General features: G+C 54.2%; 15 protein-coding genes. 8 read left to right on the top strand and 7 right to left on the bottom strand.

Annotated elements, in window-relative coordinates; all coding sequences use genetic code 11:
• Positions 1–14: 14 nt before the first annotated feature.
• Positions 15–2,060, bottom strand: coding sequence for a transketolase (gene tkt / locus AC8GE9_RS15775; protein WP_506678123.1), 2,046 nt, complete (start codon positions 2,058–2,060; stop codon positions 15–17).
• Between the two features lie 102 nt (positions 2,061–2,162).
• Between tkt and AC8GE9_RS15770 the strand changes: the two genes are divergently transcribed.
• Positions 2,163–2,903, top strand: coding sequence for a 16S rRNA (uracil(1498)-N(3))-methyltransferase (locus tag AC8GE9_RS15770; protein WP_506678122.1), 741 nt, complete (start codon positions 2,163–2,165; stop codon positions 2,901–2,903).
• 27 nt (positions 2,904–2,930) lie between these two features.
• On the opposite strand, the gene AC8GE9_RS15765 is transcribed toward AC8GE9_RS15770, so the two are convergent.
• The 3 genes from AC8GE9_RS15765 to AC8GE9_RS15755 all read right to left on the bottom strand — a co-directional run bounded on the left by AC8GE9_RS15765 (position 2,931) and on the right by AC8GE9_RS15755 (position 6,843).
• On the bottom strand, positions 2,931–3,398 hold the full coding sequence (locus AC8GE9_RS15765; RefSeq protein WP_506678121.1) for a barstar family protein: 468 nt from the start codon (positions 3,396–3,398) through the stop codon (positions 2,931–2,933).
• A gap of 167 nt (positions 3,399–3,565) precedes the next feature.
• Entirely contained in the window at positions 3,566–5,881 is a 2,316-nt protein-coding gene (locus tag AC8GE9_RS15760) for an NADP-dependent malic enzyme (protein WP_506678120.1), read from the bottom strand.
• Positions 5,882–5,904: 23 nt separating this feature from the next.
• Positions 5,905–6,843 (bottom strand): FAD-binding protein, encoded by a 939-nt coding sequence (locus AC8GE9_RS15755; protein WP_506678119.1) that lies wholly within the window; start codon positions 6,841–6,843, stop codon positions 5,905–5,907.
• 32 nt (positions 6,844–6,875) lie between these two features.
• On the opposite strand from AC8GE9_RS15755, the gene AC8GE9_RS15750 reads away from it, so the two are divergent.
• A complete protein-coding gene (locus tag AC8GE9_RS15750) occupies positions 6,876–8,033 on the top strand; it encodes a pyridoxal phosphate-dependent aminotransferase (RefSeq protein WP_506678118.1) in 1,158 nt (385 codons plus the stop codon).
• Between the two features lie 26 nt (positions 8,034–8,059).
• On the top strand, positions 8,060–9,604 hold the full coding sequence (gene ubiD, locus AC8GE9_RS15745; protein ID WP_506678117.1) for a 4-hydroxy-3-polyprenylbenzoate decarboxylase: 1,545 nt from the start codon (positions 8,060–8,062) through the stop codon (positions 9,602–9,604).
• A gap of 12 nt (positions 9,605–9,616) precedes the next feature.
• Here the strand turns inward: ubiD and AC8GE9_RS15740 are convergent, their stop codons facing one another.
• From AC8GE9_RS15740 to dacB, 3 genes are read right to left on the bottom strand one after another with little or no spacing between them, the layout of a single operon-like run.
• Complete coding sequence (locus AC8GE9_RS15740; RefSeq protein ID WP_506678270.1) at positions 9,617–10,573, bottom strand: FecCD family ABC transporter permease; 957 nt, start codon at positions 10,571–10,573, stop codon at positions 9,617–9,619.
• A gap of 53 nt (positions 10,574–10,626) precedes the next feature.
• Positions 10,627–11,340 carry a hypothetical protein gene (locus AC8GE9_RS15735; RefSeq protein WP_506678116.1) on the bottom strand — a complete coding sequence of 238 codons (714 nt, stop codon included), beginning with the start codon at positions 11,338–11,340 and terminating at the stop codon, positions 10,627–10,629.
• Positions 11,341–11,355: 15 nt separating this feature from the next.
• Positions 11,356–12,864, bottom strand: coding sequence for a D-alanyl-D-alanine carboxypeptidase/D-alanyl-D-alanine endopeptidase (gene dacB / locus AC8GE9_RS15730; RefSeq protein ID WP_506678115.1), 1,509 nt, complete (start codon positions 12,862–12,864; stop codon positions 11,356–11,358).
• Between the two features lie 125 nt (positions 12,865–12,989).
• On the opposite strand from dacB, the gene queA reads away from it, so the two are divergent.
• From queA to secF, 5 genes are all read left to right on the top strand, one after another.
• The gene (gene queA / locus AC8GE9_RS15725) at positions 12,990–14,033 is read left to right on the top strand and encodes a tRNA preQ1(34) S-adenosylmethionine ribosyltransferase-isomerase QueA (RefSeq protein WP_506678114.1); all 1,044 of its coding nucleotides are present in this window, start codon (positions 12,990–12,992) and stop codon (positions 14,031–14,033) included.
• On the top strand, positions 14,030–15,223 hold the full coding sequence (gene tgt / locus AC8GE9_RS15720; RefSeq protein WP_506678113.1) for a tRNA guanosine(34) transglycosylase Tgt: 1,194 nt from the start codon (positions 14,030–14,032) through the stop codon (positions 15,221–15,223). Before queA ends, tgt begins: the two co-directional genes overlap by 4 nt.
• A gap of 32 nt (positions 15,224–15,255) precedes the next feature.
• Positions 15,256–15,597 carry a preprotein translocase subunit YajC gene (gene yajC, locus AC8GE9_RS15715; protein WP_506678112.1) on the top strand — a complete coding sequence of 114 codons (342 nt, stop codon included), beginning with the start codon at positions 15,256–15,258 and terminating at the stop codon, positions 15,595–15,597.
• Positions 15,598–15,663: 66 nt separating this feature from the next.
• Positions 15,664–17,532, top strand: coding sequence for a protein translocase subunit SecD (secD, locus tag AC8GE9_RS15710; protein WP_506678111.1), 1,869 nt, complete (start codon positions 15,664–15,666; stop codon positions 17,530–17,532).
• Positions 17,533–17,534: 2 nt separating this feature from the next.
• Complete coding sequence (secF, locus tag AC8GE9_RS15705; protein WP_506678110.1) at positions 17,535–18,476, top strand: protein translocase subunit SecF; 942 nt, start codon at positions 17,535–17,537, stop codon at positions 18,474–18,476.
• Positions 18,477–18,512: the final 36 nt, after the last annotated feature.

The following is an 18,512-nucleotide window of genomic DNA, read 5'->3' as shown; positions in this document are numbered from 1 at the left end:
TAAGTTTGGAAAATTTATAAGATATTTTTAACGGCCTGAGCGACTTTTTCAGCAGTCAGTCCAAAGTGTTTAAACAACGCGCCAGCAGGTGCCGACTCGCCGTATGTATCAATCCCCACCACGGCACCTTCAAGTCCAACATATTTGTGCCAAAAGGCGGTGACACCTGCCTCAACCGCGACGCGGGGCATGCCCTTAGGCAAGACCGAGGCGCGCCAAGCGGCATCTTGTTTATCAAACACATCGGTGCTGGGCATGGAAACCACGCGCACGGGGAAGCCTTCGGCCGCCAACAATTTTTGTGCCTCGATGGCGAGTGCCACCTCGGAACCGGTCGCGATAATCGCAGCCTTGGCGCCCTGAGCGTCTTGCAACACATAGCCGCCGCGCACGACCTGCTTGAGCGTTTCGGCACTGCGCGCCATGAAGGGCAGATTTTGCCTGGACAGCAACAGTGCGGTTGGGCCGCCTGCATGCACATCCATCCCGATGCTGCTGGGACGCTCGACCGCGGCCAACCAAGCAGCCATGGTCTCGACCGTGTCGCAGGGCCGCCAAACGGATAAATTGGGGATCAAACGTAAACTGCTCGCATGCTCGACCGACTGGTGGGTCGGTCCATCCTCGCCCAAACCAATGGAGTCGTGGGTAAAGACATACACCACACGCTGTTTCATCATCGCGGCCATGCGCAGCGCGTTGCGTGAATAGTCGGAAAACGTCAGGAAGGTGCCACCAAACGGCAAGTAGCCGCCATGCAGCGCAATGCCGTTCATCATCGCTGACATCCCGAACTCACGCACGCCATAATTAATATGACGACCAAACTGAATGCCATCCGCGCCAGAACGCACAGCCGCGACGCCCTTCCAATCAGTAAAGTTCGAACCCGTCAAATCAGCAGATCCACCCAGCATTTCGGGCAATACTTCGACCAAGGCGGTAATGGCTTGCTGAGAAGCCTTGCGCGAGGCAACGGTCTCTGCTTTTTCATTTGTCGCAGACAATAGTTTTTCAGCAACTGCCGCAAAATTGGCGGGCAAGCTACCTTTCATGCGGCGCATAAATTCGATGGCTTCAGCAGGGAATTGCGCTGTATAGGCGTCAAACGTTTTCTGCCAGCCCGATTGCACCTGAGCGCCCGCGCTGCGTTGGTCCCAACCGGCGTAGACCGCCTCTGGAATCTCAAAAGGCGCATGGGGCCAACCAATCGCAGCACGCGTGGCAGCAATTTCTTCTGCGCCAAGCGGCGCGCCGTGAACCTTGTCGGTACCCGCGACCGTCGGGGCACCCTGACCAATCACGGTTCGGCAAATGACCAGCGTTGGACGACCGTGTTGTGCGCCCAGCTTGTGCGCCTGACCTATCGCAGCATGCACCGCCTCGACATCATGACCATTGGCCACACGCAAGACGTTCCAGCCATAGGCTTCAAAACGCTTAGCGGTATCGTCGGCAAACCAATGTTCGACCTTGCCATCAATCGAGATACCGTTATCGTCGTACAGCACGACCAACTTGGAGAGGCGTAACGTACCCGCCAGTGAACAGACCTCGTGAGAAATACCTTCCATCAGACAACCATCACCCACGAAAGCATAGGTATGGTGATCGACAATTTTGTGCTCTGGGCGATTGAACTCAGCGGCCAACAAAGACTCAGAGAGCGCCATCCCGACCGCATTGGCCAAGCCTTGACCCAAGGGTCCTGTGGTGGTTTCCACGCCAGAAGTCATACCCACCTCTGGGTGGCCAGGCGTTTTAGAGTGCAATTGACGGAATTTACGCAGCTCCTCCATCGGGAGGTCATAGCCCGTCAGGTGCAGCAACGCATAAATCAGCATCGAACCATGACCGTTGGACAACACAAAGCGATCGCGGTTTGGCCAGGCAGGATCAGCGGGGTTGTGGCGCAGGTGTCGGGTAAAAAGTGCTTCGGCCATCTCGGCCATCCCCATAGGGGCTCCGGGGTGGCCGGAATTGGCTTGTTGGACTGCATCCATGGCAAGTGCACGGATGGCGTCGGCAAGTTTGACGGGGGCGGCGATAGTTGGGCTCATGCGATGGGTCCCGGCCGGGTGCTCACGGGATCAGAAAAATGGGTTACAAAACGTAGGAGTTTAGCACCCGTACATCCACCAAGACACAACCGAGCACCCTGCATGGCTGACCCCCGCTTTTATTGTCCAGAACCCCTTTCGCCCAGACAAACCTTGGCCCTCCCTGCGTCGGTGGCCCACCACATCAAAGTGCGAAGGCTCGAGGCGGGCAGCACCCTCATTTTGTTTGATGGCCGCGGCGGCGAACTCCCAGGAACACTTGATTTTCAAGGGAAAATCGCCTCTGTGACGCTGGGCGACCTTCATCCAAAAGAGAGCGAACTGGCGGGTGAGCTCTGCCTGTTCCAGGGGCTGCCGTCCGGTGACAAGATGGATTGGGTGATCGAAAAAGCGGTTGAGCTCGGCGTGAGTCGTATCGTTCCTATCAGCGCACATCGGAGCATCCTTAAGCTCTCGGGTCCCAGACTTGAGAAGCGCTTGGCACACTGGTTAGGGATTATCGAGTCAGCCTCTGAGCAGTGTGGCCGCAATCGGCTGATGCAAATTTCACCCCCGCAAACGCTCGAAGAAGCCTTAGGCGCTCGTGCAATCGGAGAGCGTCTGTTGTGCGACCCCAACAGCCGCGAAGACCTAGAAACAAGACTTTTAAATCCTCTATGTCAGGCCAAAACTGAACGTGCGCTCACCTTTCTGGTGGGCCCTGAAGGAGGCTGGAGTCCCGAAGAAGTTCAAAGCTGCGAGCGCAACCAGACTCTGTCGATTCGCTTTGGCGCACGCGTACTGCGCACAGAAACCGCAGGCCTTGCCTTGGTCGCCGCAGCGACTGCCTTGTTACGCTGGTAACGTATGGGCAATGGCTAGGCCATCTACTCAGGCCGGCGCATCACTCCAGGCGTTCACAACGCCGGGCATCGCATCGGGATGCTTGCCCGCATGATGAATGCCAAATATAAAAACTCGGCCATTCTCACGCGCGAACTCTACAGAATCATTCAAAATCTGCAAAAACTGCTCTCCATCCGAGACAATCGCCGGATCAGCGGAGTGCAGATTATTCAAAACCAGAACGAAACCGCCTTCTTTTTGATCAAGCAGCGTGTCGCACAGACAGTCATACAACCCATCAAAATTAGCACCAAAAAATTGCGGATAATCAACGGCCTTGACGATGGCGCGAAATACAGCCGAACGGCTGCGCGCTTTATCGCAATCAGCCGCGAACCATGCAAGCCCTGCCTCTTTGGCTGCGGCAGCGACCACATCCTGTCCACTCTGAGGGTCAAAGTCTCCGCCGCGCTTCATGAGCTGCCGCAGTTTTGGCTCAAGTGTTTTACCCATACTGATGGCTCCTTCAAGCAGGCCACTCTATTGGATGACTCCATCACAGCAAAATAACTGAATGAATCTATTTCTATGATCGTAAAGTTTTTATACTGGAAATATCACAAACAGTCACGACAATAAAACAATTCTTTACAACAAAATGATGCGGCGCAAGAAGAAATTTACAGCAATTTCTTTTGTAGGTCCTCATAACGTGGATCATTGGCCTCCACCACCGTGAGCGCAGTCATATTCACGATACGGCGCACTGTCGCGCTCGTTGTCAGAATGTGCACAGGCGCATTCGCACCCAACAAAAACGGCCCAACAGCGACATTACCACCTGCTGCGGTTTTGAGAAGATTGTAGGCAATATTACCGGAGTCTACATTTGGACAAACCAGCAAGTTAGCCGCACCTTTGAGTGTAGACGAGGGTAGTATTTTCAAACGCAAAGCTTCGTTCAACGCACAATCACCGTGCATCTCGCCATCAATTTCAAGGTCAGGCTGCTGCGCACGAATTAATTCGAGCGCCTTTTGCATCTTACTGCCAGACTCGGAGCTACCAGAACCAAAATTAGAACGCGACAACAAGGCAACTTTGGGGATCACATTAAGACGACGCATCTGATCAGCCGCCGCAATCGTGAACTCTGCAATTTGTTCGGCGGTAGGATCATCGTTGACATGTGTGTCGACCAAAGCCAGCGTCTGTTCAGGCAGCAGCAAGATATTCATCGCCGCATACGTTGCCGCTCCGGGACGCTTACCGATCATCTGATCGACATAACGCAAATGATCTGCATAGCCACTGACCGTTCCGCAAATCATGCCGTCCGCGTCACCCATGCGCAACATGGTCGCACCGATCAACGTCAAACGACGACGCATTTCGATACGGGCCATTTCTTTAGTCACACCGTGACGACACATTTTTTCCCAGTACGCAGTCCAATATTGATGGAAGCGCTCATCAAACTCTGGGTTGGTGACTTCGACATCCTCGCCAAGGCGTAAACGCAAACCAAATTTTGTAATGCGGTCAGCCAGCACCGAAGGGCGGCCCACCAAAATAGGCTTGGCGAGTTTTTCGTCAACGATCACCTGCACAGCGCGCAGCACACGCTCATCTTCGCCTTCAGTGAAAACAATCCGCGCCTTGGCGCCGGAGCGCACGAGCGCTTTCGCCGTGGAGAACAACGGGCGCATGAACGCGCCAGAGCGGTATACGAACTGCTCGAGTTGTTCGACGTAGGTATCGAGATCGGCGATCGGTCGTTTTGCCACACCACACTCCATCGCCGCCTTGGCGACCGCAGGTGCGATGCGCACAATCAAGCGTGGATCGAAAGGCTTGGGAATAAAAGATTTAGGGCCGAACGAAACGTCATAATCGCCATAAGCGGCCGCGACCACTTCGCTTTGCTCTTCTTGGGCCAGATCGCAGATCGCAATCACCGCAGCCTTTTCCATTTCACGCGTAATCGTGGTGGCGCCCACATCCAAGGCACCACGGAAAATGTAGGGAAAACACAAAACGTTGTTGACTTGATTTGGATAATCGGAACGTCCGGTGGCCATCACAATGTCATCACGCACCGCATGCGCCTCGGCAGGGAGGATTTCTGGATTGGGATTAGCCAGCGCCAAAATCAGCGGGCGCTTGGCCATCACCTTGACCATCTCCGGCTTGAGCACACCACCCGCGGACAAACCAAGAAACACATCTGCCTCAGCAATAATGTCAGCCAATTTGCGCGCGTCAGTTTTTTGGGCAAACCGCGCCTTATCAGGGTCCATCAGAACCGTGCGTCCTTCGTAAACCACACCTTCGATATCGGAGACCCAAATATGTTTAAGTGGCAGCCCGAGATCGACCATCAAATCCAGGCACGCGAGGGCCGCAGCACCCGCCCCCGACACCACAACTTTGACCTTGTCGATCTCCTTGCCGACAACTTTCAAGCCGTTGATAAACGCCGCCGACACGCAAATCGCCGTGCCATGCTGATCATCATGAAAAACCGGGATGCGCATGCGCTCACGTAACTTACGCTCGACCGTAAAGCACTCAGGCGCCTTGATGTCCTCGAGATTGATGCCCCCAAACGTCGGTTCCAGACTCGCGATGATCTCGACAAGCTTGTCGGGATCCTGTTCATTAATTTCAATATCGAACACATCAATACCGGCAAACTTTTTAAACAATACCGCCTTGCCTTCCATCACAGGCTTGGAGGCCAGCGCACCGATATTGCCCAGACCCAGCACCGCCGTGCCGTTTGTAATCACACCGACCAAGTTGCCTCGCGCGGTGTAACGAAACGCATTGGCAGGGTCCGTCACAATCTCTTCGCATGCTGCCGCCACGCCTGGCGTATACGCCAAGGCAAGATCCCGCTGATTGGAGAGCATCTTGGTCGGCGCAATCGAGATTTTGCCGGGACGACCCTGCTCATGGTAATCAAGAGCGGCTTGGCGAAAAGTCTTTTCCATATCTGTAATGGCCCTTTATCAGGTCAAGTGAGTGGGTTGGATTCTAGCCCTTTTGCGGGAAGAGTCCGACCGAATAGCCCCGTTGGATCCAGGGTCTGTTTGATAGATTGATCAAGTTCAAGTGCGGACTGCCTGACCGTGGCAGGATCGACCGCGTTTTGTAAAGAGGGCAAGGTTTCGTTCGCCATCGAAGCAGGCGTAGGTATTTGCAACCATAAGGCCTGTAACCATGCAAGACTACCACCATGACCTTGAAACAACCAAGCCAAATTCAGCGAATCGCCAGATTGCGGCATCAAGCCATCCAGACGATAACGCAAAGGCCAATTTTCATATTTTGCACATAACGCGGCTTGGGGAGATTGCGCCAGATCAAAAAGGCTAGGAATTTTCTTTTGTAAAGACAAGCTTTTAAGGGGTCTGCTTCCCGAGGCGCCAAAGGGTCCGAGCATTTCAAGCGTGCCATCCGCAAGCAACACCTCGGCCTGCACAATCCCACTGTGCATGAGACGACCCTCAAAGGGACTGGCAAACCACTGCGCCAAAGTTTGATGCGCATGCGTGGCATCGAAAGTATCAGAGAAAATACCCACACCTTGCTGGTGCAAGGACCAAAGTGTCACGCCGGCATCTGCTCGCCATAACCCGACAGCGGCATCGACAAGCTCCAACTGAGCCCATTCTGCACGAGAATCGATCCACAAGATCGGACGCCCTGGGTCCGGATAGGCCTCAGAGTTCATCAGGATGAACTGGACTCCAAGCTCACGGCATAAGGCCTGCGCATGCATCACATCACCCGGCCGAGCAGGCTTAAGCCATGCCTGAGTGCTCTGATCCTCCTGATCCCAGCTCACCGAACCCACGCACGTACGCGAAAGCCTGGCACAAAATTGCCCCCAAGGCGTCGCAGACGTTCTGCGTCCAGTAAGAAAAGCCCTTCGAGAAGGTTGAGTAACCACTACAATTCTGCTCCTAGAGGGAGAATGGCACGATGACGGCACTTGCAGCACGCACCCACGATACAGTCACATTTCACGCGGTCGAACTTCTAAAAGAAGCCTCAGCGCTCACACGTTCCGGTATCGACGTGATCAGCCTTGGTGTTGGAGAACCAGACTTTACCGCAGCGCCGGCCGTTGTGACAGCCATGACACAAGCCGCACGCAGCGGCAAAAGTGGCTATTGTCCTCCAGCCGGTCTACCCGAGTTGCGTGAAGCGATCGCTAGATTCTACGCCACTCAACTCGGTGCATCCGTCGATCCGAGCCGAGTGATCGTCACCTCCGGAGCAAGTGGCGCACTTTTGCTTGCAGCCATGGCGCTTGTCAATCCAGGCGACGAAGTCCTCATGCCCGACCCTTGCTATCCGCCCAACCGAAATTTTGTTGGCTCTGCGGGTGGCACAACCAAACTCATTCCCACCACGGCTGCATCGCGCTTTCAACTCTCTGCCCGGGATATTGCGCACCATTGGGGTCCAAAGACCCGCGGGGTCCTGATTGCTTCACCGAGCAATCCGACAGGCACGTCGATCGAAAGAGACGAACTCGCCCGTATTTTTAAAGAAGTGCGCACGCGTCAAGGTTTTGTCATGATGGATGAAATCTATCTCAGCCTGTCTTACGATGGCCTACGTCAGTCTGCGTTGAGCTTGGATGACGACGTGATCATCCTCAATAGCTTTTCCAAATATTTCAACATGACGGGTTGGCGTCTTGGTTGGATGATCGTACCACCTCACCTTGTCGCACCCATTGAAAAAATGGCGGCCAGTCTGGCCATTTGTGCGCCCACTCTCGCGCAACACGGTGCGCTCGCATGTTTTGAGCCTGAAACACTCGTTTTATACGAAGAACGCCGCGAAGCGTTTCGCACCAGACGGGACTTTATTGTGCCTGCGCTCGAATCACTCAATATCAGCGTGCCTGTCAAACCCGATGGCGCGTTTTACGTCTATGCTGATATTTCAGCGCATTCGCAAGACAGCAGCGTTTTTTCACAAGCCCTTTTGCACAGTGCGCGCGTCGCCGCTGTTCCCGGACTTGATTTCGGTCCAGCCCATGCTGCGAACACCATGCGTTTTGCCTACACCACTAGCCTTGAACGACTGCAAGAAGCCATGCATCGGATCAAAACCTATCTCGGTTAACCAAGAAGCAAACCAGGAAGCACACCTTGAAATACAAAGACCTGAGAGACTTCATCTCACAACTTGAGAAAAATAACGACCTCAAGCGCATTGACACGCCCGTATCAAGCTTTCTTGAAATGACCGAAATCTCAGATCGCGTCCTTAAAGCAGAAGGCCCAGCTCTGATTTTTCAACACACCATGCACGATGGTAAAAAAAGTGACATGCCGGTTCTCACCAACTTGTTTGGCACACCCACGCGGGTCGCACAAGGCATGGGGGCGGCAGACACCACGGCGCTGCGTGACATTGGAGAGTTGTTAGCGAGCCTGCGCGAGCCCGAGGCTCCCAAAGGCTTTAAAGACGCACTTGCCAAAGTATCTATGCTCAAGGCCGCCCTCTGGGATATGAGCCCAAAAAACGTTCGCGGAGCGCCCTGTCAGGAAATCGTCTGGGAAGGCAACGATGTCGACTTGGCCAAACTCCCGATTCAAACGTGCTGGCCAGGCGATGTGGCTCCCCTACTGACTTGGGGACTCGTTATCACACGCGGACCGAACGCCAAGCGTCAAAATCTCGGTATCTATCGACAACAAGTTGTCGGTCGCAATAAGCTCATTATGCGTTGGCTCTCACACCGTGGCGGCGCCCTGGACTTTCGAGACCATGCGCTTGCACATCCTGGCACCCCATTCCCAATTGCCGTCGCACTTGGGGCGGATCCCGCCACTACACTTGGAGCAGTCACTCCCGTCCCAGACTCCCTGTCCGAATATCAGTTTGCAGGCTTGCTCAGAGGCGGGCGTACAGAAGTCACCTCCGCGATCGGTAGCGGCCTCTCCGTTCCCGCTACCGCGGAGATCATCCTAGAAGGCCATCTACTCCCGAGTAGTGATCCACGCGCGATCAAACCCGTCGTGCCCGAGGGCGTCAATCCACCCCCTTCTTCCGGCTACGAATTAGCCCTGGAAGGGCCTTACGGGGATCACACCGGTTATTACAACGAACAAGACTGGTTTCCTGTCTTTACCGTCGATCGCATCACCATGCGACGCAATCCGATTTATCACTCCACCTATACCGGCAAGCCACCTGATGAGCCTGCCGTCCTTGGCGTCGCGTTGAACGAAGTCTTTGTTCCTATCTTGCGTCGCCAACTTCCCGAGATCGTCGATTTTTATCTGCCGCCCGAGGGTTGCAGCTATCGACTCGCCGTCGTGTCGATTCGCAAACAATATCCGGGACACGCCAAGCGCGTTATGTTTGGGTTATGGAGTTTGCTCAGGCAATTCATGTATACCAAATTCATCGTGGTGGTCGATCAAGACATCAATCCGCGCGACTGGAAAGAAGTCGTTTGGGCGATGACGACGCGGATGGATCCCGTCAGAGATACTTTGCTGGTTGAAAACACGCCCATCGACTATCTGGACTTTGCCTCTCCTGTTTCAGGACTGGGTGGAAAAATGGGGATGGACGCGACCAATAAATGGCCAGGCGAAACGCAGCGAGAATGGGGCAAACCGATTGCCATGGATGCCGCGACCAAGGCGCGTGTCGATGCGATTTGGGGCTCTCTGGGTCTTTAATGCTCTAGATTTTCACCGCGCATGACTGCGACGACCCAGTAAGAGCCACAGAAAAAATGGTCCCCCCACAAGGCTCGTGATGATACCCACCGGTATTTCAGCGGGCATCACGACGATGCGTGCCAACCCATCGGCAAGCAGTAAGGCAGCAGCGCCACTGATCCATGACATCGGCAATAACAAGCGATGATCGGCACCTAGCCACAAACGTACGACGTGAGGCATCACAAGCCCGATGAACGCAATGCCGCCCGTGACAGCAATCAACGGTCCAACCAAGAGACAAATGGTGACAATGAGTTCGAGACGCACACGTTTTAAATCAAAGCCAAGGTGCTGCGCCTCTCGTTCGCCAAGCAACAGCGCATTCAACACACGCCAGCGCAGCACGAGCCAAAGCGACAGCAACACGGACCAAGGTAATAACCAAACCAAACTCGACCAACTTGCACGCGTCAAGCTTCCTAGAGACCAGAACGCAAAACTACGAAATTGCGTATCCGACGCAAAGGTGATGAGTAAACTCACCAAACTCAACGCAAACGCATTGATCGCGATCCCCGCGAGCAACAAACCCGCAACCCCGGGAGTCCTGCGCCCGACCACATAAGCCGCGACAGTCGCAAGCGTCGCCCCCGTAAAGCCTGCAAGGCCCGTCGCGAGCACACTCCCAAAGCCAAAAAGCAGTGCAGTCACAGCGCCTAACGAAGCACCTGCCGAAATACCGATCAGCGTTGGCTCTGCGAGAGGATTGCGAAACAGCGCCTGCATCACGGCACCGCTCAATCCAAGCGCTCCTCCCACAATGATGGCGAACAATACGCGTGGTAGACGTAACTCAAACAACACCGTCTGCAATAACGGATCACCCGCTTCACGCCCCGCGATGAACGCAAAAAAGTCAGACCATGACACATCCACGGCCCCCGCACGAAGCGAGAGCAAAGCGAGACAAAACAATAGAAACATTCCGCCCGACAAGAGCGCCACTCGCCTGCCAGCGATGCTTGCCGTCATCGCCATTAGCGAATCGATTTGACTTCGATCACGGAGCGCTGCCCAGACTGCATGATCTCCTGTTTCATGACGAGATTCAAACTTGGGCAAAACCAGTCCGTCACTTGCGATTGAATGGGCGGCAAGGGAATCATTGCGCCTCGAAGCTGCACGAGCGTTGGATCGGTACCCCGTGAATAGCGCACCGGCCAGCAGGATTGCTGACCTGCTGCAGTTTCAATACGCTGCTGCTCGCCCACCGTCTTTTCGCCCATCCGTACCGTCAGAGGTGTCGTGGGACCTTTGCGCGGATCACCGATTGCCAGACGAAATGATTGCGGTGCAAACCGTTGACCAACTGCACTGATCGGCGCGCCATAACCAAACAGACTCAGCATCTGTACGTCAATATCAGGATCCCCTGCTTTTTTAACCTCGCCCGGCTTAGCCAAACTAGTTTTAACGCCCTCTACACGCATCACGTGATCCACATCGGTTTCGCCAGACAACATCCCTAATAAAGCGTAATTCACATTTCCCTTGATGAGCGCTTGGCACTGCTTGGCCGATGACTTTTGTACCTGACTAAAATTGAGTTTGGCAGCAACTTGAATGAGGCCCGAACCGACGATTTCTATTTCGCCGCCATTATGGAAAAATTTCGCTTGGCACACATCGGCGACTGCCACATTCATCACCCCGAACAAGACCAAGGTCGACCAGAGATATTTCAACTTCATGGTGATCTCTCCCGATTACTTGGTGGTGAGCCAAGCAATCAATGCATTTTCAAAAGAACGAGCTTCGTGCGCTCGCTCATGATTCACCATACTGACCACGACATAACGCTTGCCGCTGGTCGACCAGACATAGCCTGCGACCGACCGGACATCACGTAACGCGCCCGTTTTTAAATGCGCAAGCGACTTTGTCGCCGGATCACGCAAACGATAGCGCGTCGTCCCATCCACGCCCAAGATCGCAAGAGAAGACACAAACTCGGGCATGACCGGTGAGATCCACGCACGGTTGAGCATCTGCGTTAGGCTATCTGCCGAGACCACACCATTTCTTGAAAGTCCTGAGCCGTTATCCAGCACCATACCCGTCATCGGCAAGCCCTGCCGGGCGAGTACCTCTTGGGCGACCTGCACACTACCCGCTACGGTCGCAGGTTGTCGTCCAGCCTCAGCCCCAAGTGTCAGTAGCAACACGCGCGTCATGACGTTGTTACTGCGTTTATTGATCAAGCGAATCACTTCGGATAAAGGCGGCGACTGATGCGAAGCGACCGCTACGGCACTGCTTGGAATCGTTCCCGAACGCACTTGCCCCGTCATCGTGCCGCCGACCTCGCGCCAAATTTCACGCAAAATACGCGCGCCGAACTCCTGCTGCGACAAGGCCAGGCGGAACACATCAAACTCCCCGCAGGAACCTGCGCCACGTCCGGAGACACGAATGCGCACCTTATCCCCACTCACCGTGGTGTCCGTGGTGACAGAGGGCGACCCTGGACACTGCCCCTCCACCCAAGCCACATTGGCATCGAGCTCGACGCCTGGGATAGGAGGATCCACGAAATGTTTCCAGGTTTTAGTCGCTGGGTCGGGTGAGAAAACGAGACGCATCGCACCAAAACCCACCATAAACGCGTCTGGGCTCGCGTTGTAGGGTCGATCTGCCGAACCGTCAAACGTGGAAGGATCAATCGTCACATCACCAAAGATTGAACGATCAATCACAATATCGGAGATCTCCTTGATCCCGCGCAAACGCAAATCACGCATCAACCGCCAGACATCAGGCAACATCAAAACGGGATCGCCACCCGCTCGCAAATACAGTGGGCCACTTAACACGCCTTTTTCGTTGACACGCGATTGGGCATCCAACATGAAATTGGTATGCCAGACATAATTGGGACCCAAGCGAGAGAGCGCGGCATAGGTAGTCACGAGCTTCATGACCGAAGCTGGATTGCGCGGGGTTTCAGGCGCGACTGCCATCAAACGCGGCCCGCCCACCTCTTGAACAACCATGGACAAGGCCGATTCAGGCAATTTGGTCTGGGCCCAAGCGCGGGCAAGCTCGGGGGGCATAGAAATCGTCGCAGCAGCTTGAGACGCCACAGGAGCTTTTGCTTGGGCTTGGGCTTGAGCAACGCTCGGGGAAAACACAAGTCCAATACCCAGCAACAAATTCGCAGCGATCAAGCACTGTCCAATAAGTTTGTGCCAAGCCCGCTCATTCACACCATTCATGCCATCACCTATTTATGGGTTTAAGCCGACAGCATACAAAAAAAGGATGCGGACAGGCTTAAAATAAACGGTTTGTCTATCGAACTGTCTTTCAAACCTCTCCAGTCTGCTCAAAGGTTGCACGCGTGCCCACCTCTCTTTCACTGTCTGATTTTGACTATGTACTCCCGGTCGAACTCATCGCGCAGACCCCAGCCGAGACGCGCGCATCCAGCCGCCTGCTCCATGTCGACGCCGCAGGGGGCTTGCACGACAGTCAATTTGCGTGCTTGACACAATTGCTCAAGCCCAACGATTTGCTCGTTTTTAACGATACACGCGTGATACAGGCGCGTCTTTTTGGTCAAAAAGAGACGGGTGGAAAGGTTGAAGTCTTAATTGAACGCATCACCGCGATCAACGAGGCGCTTGCCCATATCAAAGCGAGCAAATCACCCAGTCCAGGTTCTGCGCTGCGTCTCGCCAACGCAGTGGATGTGACCGTCTTGGGGCGTGCTGACGACCTGTTTCTCCTGAAATTCGACGCGCCTGTTTTAGATATCCTTGAACAGCACGGCACAGTCCCTTTACCGCCCTACATTCACCATCAACCGGATGCGCAAGACCTGCTGCGCTATCAAACTGTGTATGCGCGAGCGCCTGGCGCCGTTGCGGCACCCACAGCGGGACTCCACTTTGACCAAGCCATGTTCGAACAACTTGAACAACTTGGCGTTCAACGGACCTTTGTCACCCTCCATGTGGGCGCTGGCACGTTTCAGCCCATTCGGGATGGCGATCTTGCCAAGCATGTGATGCATGCCGAGTGGTATACCGTGCCGGACTCGACGATTCAAGCCATCTCACGCGCAAGAGCACTCGGCGGACGTGTAATTGCGGTCGGTACAACTAGCGTCAGAGCGCTTGAGTCTGCCGCCAAGCTCGATCCCGCACTGACTCAATCCCAGTCAGGAGACACTCGACTCTTTATTCAACCTGGGTTTGAATACAAAATCATCGATGCGATGATCACTAACTTTCATCTCCCACAATCGACACTTTTAATGCTGGTTTCAGCCTTCATCGGCCTCGAACCGATGAAACGCGCCTACCAGTATGCTATCAAGGAACGCTATCGCTTTTTCAGCTATGGTGACGCCATGTTTTTAGAACGGACGACCTCCAATTGACGCAACCGCACACTGACGCCCCTGTTGACTCGACGGCTGCACACGACAAAAAATCAGGCTTGAACTTTGAGCTCCTGGCTACCGACGGCCAGGCCCGCCGTGGTCGCATGACCCTCAATCACGGCGTGGTGGAAACGCCTATCTTTATGCCGGTCGGCACCTATGGCACCGTCAAAGCCATGCTGCCCCACGAACTGCTGGAGGTCGGTGCTCAAATCGTACTCGGCAACACGTTTCACCTCTGGCTGCGACCCGGCACCGAGGTGATTAATAAGCACGACGGCCTGCATGGCTTTATGCAATGGTCAAAACCCTTGCTCACAGACTCCGGTGGCTTTCAGGTCTTTAGTCTTCAAGGGATGCGCAAAATTTCCGAAGAAGGCGTGAAATTTGCGTCCCCCATTGATGGTGCAAAGCTTTTCCTAACACCCGAAGAGTCGATGCGGATTCAGACCGAACTGAACTCTGACATTGTCATGGTGTTCGATGAATGCACGCCTTATATGATGAATGATCGACCCGCGACAACCGAAGAGGCCGCAAGCTCGATGCGCATGTCCTTGCGTTGGGCGCGGCGCTCTCGCGAGTCTTTCGATACCCTTGCAAACCCGAATGCCTTGTTTGGTATTGTTCAGGGCGGCATGTTCGAAGCGCTGCGAGACGAATCCCTCGAAGGGCTCAAAGACATCGGTTTTCATGGTTATGCGATCGGCGGCCTGTCCGTTGGCGAACCCAAAGAAGACATGTTGCGCATCCTCAATCATGTCGCGCCTCGTCTGCCCGAACAATCCCCACGCTACCTGATGGGGGTCGGCACGCCCGAGGATTTAGTCGAAGGTGTCGCCCAGGGGATTGACATGTTTGACTGCGTGATGCCCACGCGCAACGCCCGAAATGGCTGGTTATTTACCCGTTTTGGCGACATTAAGATCCGAAACGCAAAATACCGCGGTGACACTCGCCCCCTTGATCCGAGCTGCGGCTGCCATACCTGTCAGCATTTTTCCCTGTCTTATTTACATCATTTGCAAAGAGCCAACGAAATTTCAGGCGCAAGACTCAACACGCTGCACAACCTGCATTTCTACCTCACCATCATGGCGGAAATGCGAGAAGCCATCGCAAACGGTACATTTAATGCTTGGAGGACACAGTTTGCGAGTGATCGTGCCTCCAAGTCGGTACAATAGCCATCACCTTACTTTTTCTAAAGGAGACCTTAATGTCTGCTCAAGCAATATCCGGCCTCGTGCTGGCACAGGCTGCTGATACAGCTAGCTCACTCATGGGAATGGCCCCCATTCTCCTGATGTTCGTTGTGCTTTATTTCCTGATGATTCGTCCCCAGATGAAGCGTCAAAAAGAACACAAAGCACTGTTGGCCGCCTTGGCCAAGGGTGACGAAGTCATCAGCGCTGGTGGTTTGCTTGGCAAAGTCACCAAAGTCAGCGACAACTATGTCACCATCGAAGTCGCTGAACTGGCAGACAAGCCGATTGAAATCATGATGCAAAAAGCATCTGTTTCCGCCTTGCTGCCAAAAGGCACGATCAAAGATCTGTAAAACAGCGCGAGTATCGCCCCGCTGCGCGTTGCGCGGGGCGCAATCCCTTTTAAATTCCCGTCGGCAATGAACCGCTATCCTCTTTGGAAATACCTGACGGTGCTGATCGCGGTTGTGATCGGCCTGCTCTATACCCTGCCAAACCTTTATGGCGAGTCTCCTGCTGTGCAGGTCTCGAGCGCCAAGGCAACGCTCAAAATTGATACCGCTACGCTGGATCGTGTGCAAACCATCCTCAAGCAAGCTGATATCCCCAATACTGGTGCATCCTTCGAACTCAACGGCACTGTGGGTACCGTGCGCGTGCGCTTCCCCAGCACTGACATTCAACTCAAAGCACGAGACCTTATTGAGAAAGCACTCAATCCAAATCCAGCCGAACCCTCATATACCGTCGCACTCAACCTATTGCCCGCCTCGCCTGCTTGGCTGAGCGCAATTGGTGCCAATCCAATGTATCTGGGTCTGGATCTGCGTGGTGGCGTGCACTTTCTCTTGCAAGTCGATATGCAGGGTGCCTTGACCTCCCGCTACGATGCCTTAGTGACTGATTTACGTGGAGCCTTGCGTGACCAACGCATCGAGACCACCGGAGTTGAACGCGAAGGTATGTCAGTGGTCTTGTCTTTTAATAACGCAGCAGCTCGCGACCGTGCTGTGTCGGCAATACGCACACGCAACCCCGATCTCCAGATACTCGAGCGCACCGAAGGCGTGCGGCTTCAAATTGTCGGTCGCCTCAGCCAAGCTGCCATCACGACCGTGCAGTCGAGCGCACTCAAGCAAAACATCACTACGCTGCACAATCGGATTAACGAACTCGGTGTCGCCGAACCCATCATCCAACAGCAGGGTGCCGACCGCATCGTCGTTCAGCTGCCTGGTGTGCAGGATGTGGCTAAAGCAAAAGATATCTTGGGGCGCACCGCTACACTCGAAATTCGCATGGTTGACGACTCGCCCGCTGCCAATAGCGCGTTAGCTGCCGGGACTGTACCTTTTGGTCTGGAACGCTACCTCGATCGCGATGGTCGCCCCATCCTTGTGCGCCGTCAGGTCGTCTTGACAGGTGAAAATCTTCAAGATGCACAAGCGGGTCGTGATAGCCAAAATCAACAACCTGCCGTCCATCTGACCTTGGACTCAAAAGGCGCCCGAATTTTCCGTGACGTGACGCGCGACAACGTTAACAAACGCATGGCGATCTTATTGTTTGAAAAAGGCCGTGGCGAGGTTGTCACTGCACCTGTGATTCGCGCTGAAATTCCGGGTGGCCAAGTACAAATCTCAGGCAGCATGACGGCCGAAGAAGCTGCGGACACCGCCTTGCTCTTGCGCGCGGGCTCATTGGCTGCCCCGATGGAAATCATCGAAGAACGCACCATTGGACCAAGTCTCGGTGCTGAAAATATCGAAAAGGGCTTTAACTCCACGCTCTATGGATTTATTGGCATCGCAATTTTCATGGTGATTTACTACCACCTGTTTGGCGCCTTCTCTACCGTGGGTCTAGCCCTCAACGTCGTACTGCTGCTTGCATTGCTCTCCATGCTGCAGGCCACCCTGACCTTGCCGGGCATTGCCGCGATTGCGCTGACCCTTGGCATGGCGATTGACTCCAACGTGCTGATCAATGAGCGAATACGAGAGGAATTACGCAACGGAGAGTCGCCGCAAAACGCGATCAATCTCGGTTTTGACCGCGCCTGGGGCACGATTATTGACTCCAACTTAACCACACTGATCGTCGGCGTTGCCCTGTTGGTGTTTGGTTCGGGTCCGGTACGAGGCTTTGCAGTCGTTCACTGCTTGGGTATTCTCACTTCCATGTTCTCGGCGGTCGTAGGCGTCCGTGCGCTTGCCAACCTCTGGTACGGACACAAGAAAAAACTCCAGTCGATTTCAATCGGCACTGTCTGGAAGGCCAAGGACTGATCATGGAACTCTTTCGAATCAAACGCACCATCCCTTTTATGCGGCATTCGCTGGTGCTTAACATCATCAGTGTGCTTTTCTTTGTCGCGGCCGTATTTTTCATCATTACACGCGGCTTTCACTTGTCCATCGAATTCACTGGTGGCACGGTCATGGAGGTGAGCTTTACACAGGCTGCACCCGTTGACCAGATCCGAAGCTCAATCTCAGGTCTAGGCTACACAGACTTTCAAGTCCAAAACTTCGGCACTTCACGTGATGTGATGATTCGTTTGCCCCTGGCCGCAGGACAAAGCTCTAGCGTTCAAAGCGAAGCCGTGATGACTGCCCTGAAACTAAAAGATGCAAACGTCGAACTTCGTCGTGTCGAGTTTGTCGGCCCGCAAGTCGGTCGTGAGCTTGTTGAAAACGGCTTGCTCGCCTTACTGTTTGTCGTCATAGGCATTACGCTCTATCTCGCCATTCGCTTTGAATGGAAATTCGCCATTGCAGGCGTGCTGGCCAACTTGCATGACGTGGTGATCATTCTCGGTTTCTTCGCGTTTTTTGGCTGGGAGTTTTCACTCGCTGTCCTGGCCGGCGTCTTGGCAGTCCTTGGCTACTCGGTCAACGAATCGGTCGTGATCATGGATCGTATCCGTGAAAACTTCCGCAAACATCGTGATGCCTCCGTCGTTGAAGTCATTAACAGCGCCATCACAGATACGATTTCTCGTACCATCATTACCCATGGTTCAACTCAAATGATGGTGCTGACCATGCTGATTTTCGGTGGTCCAACATTGCATTATTTTGCGTTAGCACTGACCATCGGTATTTGGTTCGGTATCTACTCTTCCGTGTTTGTCGGCGCATCGATTGCGATGTGGCTCGGTATCAAGCGCGAGGATATGATTAAACCCGTCAAGAAGAAAGACGAGATCGAAGAGACTTATCAGGAATAAACAACCCCGACGCCCACGGGATCAACACCCGCTCCG

It is taken from the genome of Zwartia lucis (genome assembly GCF_965234455.1).
Lineage (GTDB): Bacteria > Pseudomonadota > Gammaproteobacteria > Burkholderiales > Burkholderiaceae_B > Zwartia > Zwartia lucis.
This window is presented reverse-complemented; position numbering and strand designations above follow the sequence as displayed.

Coding starts and splice junctions, on each gene's coding strand:
- AC8GE9_RS15735 (WP_506678116.1), bottom strand. CDS start 11,340: ATGAAGTTGAAATATCTCTGGTCGACCTTGGTCTTGTTCGGGGTGATG.
- AC8GE9_RS15765 (WP_506678121.1), bottom strand. CDS start 3,398: ATGGGTAAAACACTTGAGCCAAAACTGCGGCAGCTCATGAAGCGCGGC.
- yajC (WP_506678112.1), top strand. CDS start 15,256: ATGTCTGCTCAAGCAATATCCGGCCTCGTGCTGGCACAGGCTGCTGAT.
- AC8GE9_RS15750 (WP_506678118.1), top strand. CDS start 6,876: ATGACGGCACTTGCAGCACGCACCCACGATACAGTCACATTTCACGCG.
- AC8GE9_RS15760 (WP_506678120.1), bottom strand. CDS start 5,881: ATGGAAAAGACTTTTCGCCAAGCCGCTCTTGATTACCATGAGCAGGGT.
- AC8GE9_RS15770 (WP_506678122.1), top strand. CDS start 2,163: ATGGCTGACCCCCGCTTTTATTGTCCAGAACCCCTTTCGCCCAGACAA.
- secD (WP_506678111.1), top strand. CDS start 15,664: ATGAACCGCTATCCTCTTTGGAAATACCTGACGGTGCTGATCGCGGTT.
- dacB (WP_506678115.1), bottom strand. CDS start 12,864: ATGAATGGTGTGAATGAGCGGGCTTGGCACAAACTTATTGGACAGTGC.
- AC8GE9_RS15740 (WP_506678270.1), bottom strand. CDS start 10,573: ATGTTTCTATTGTTTTGTCTCGCTTTGCTCTCGCTTCGTGCGGGGGCC.
- tkt (WP_506678123.1), bottom strand. CDS start 2,060: ATGAGCCCAACTATCGCCGCCCCCGTCAAACTTGCCGACGCCATCCGT.
- secF (WP_506678110.1), top strand. CDS start 17,535: ATGGAACTCTTTCGAATCAAACGCACCATCCCTTTTATGCGGCATTCG.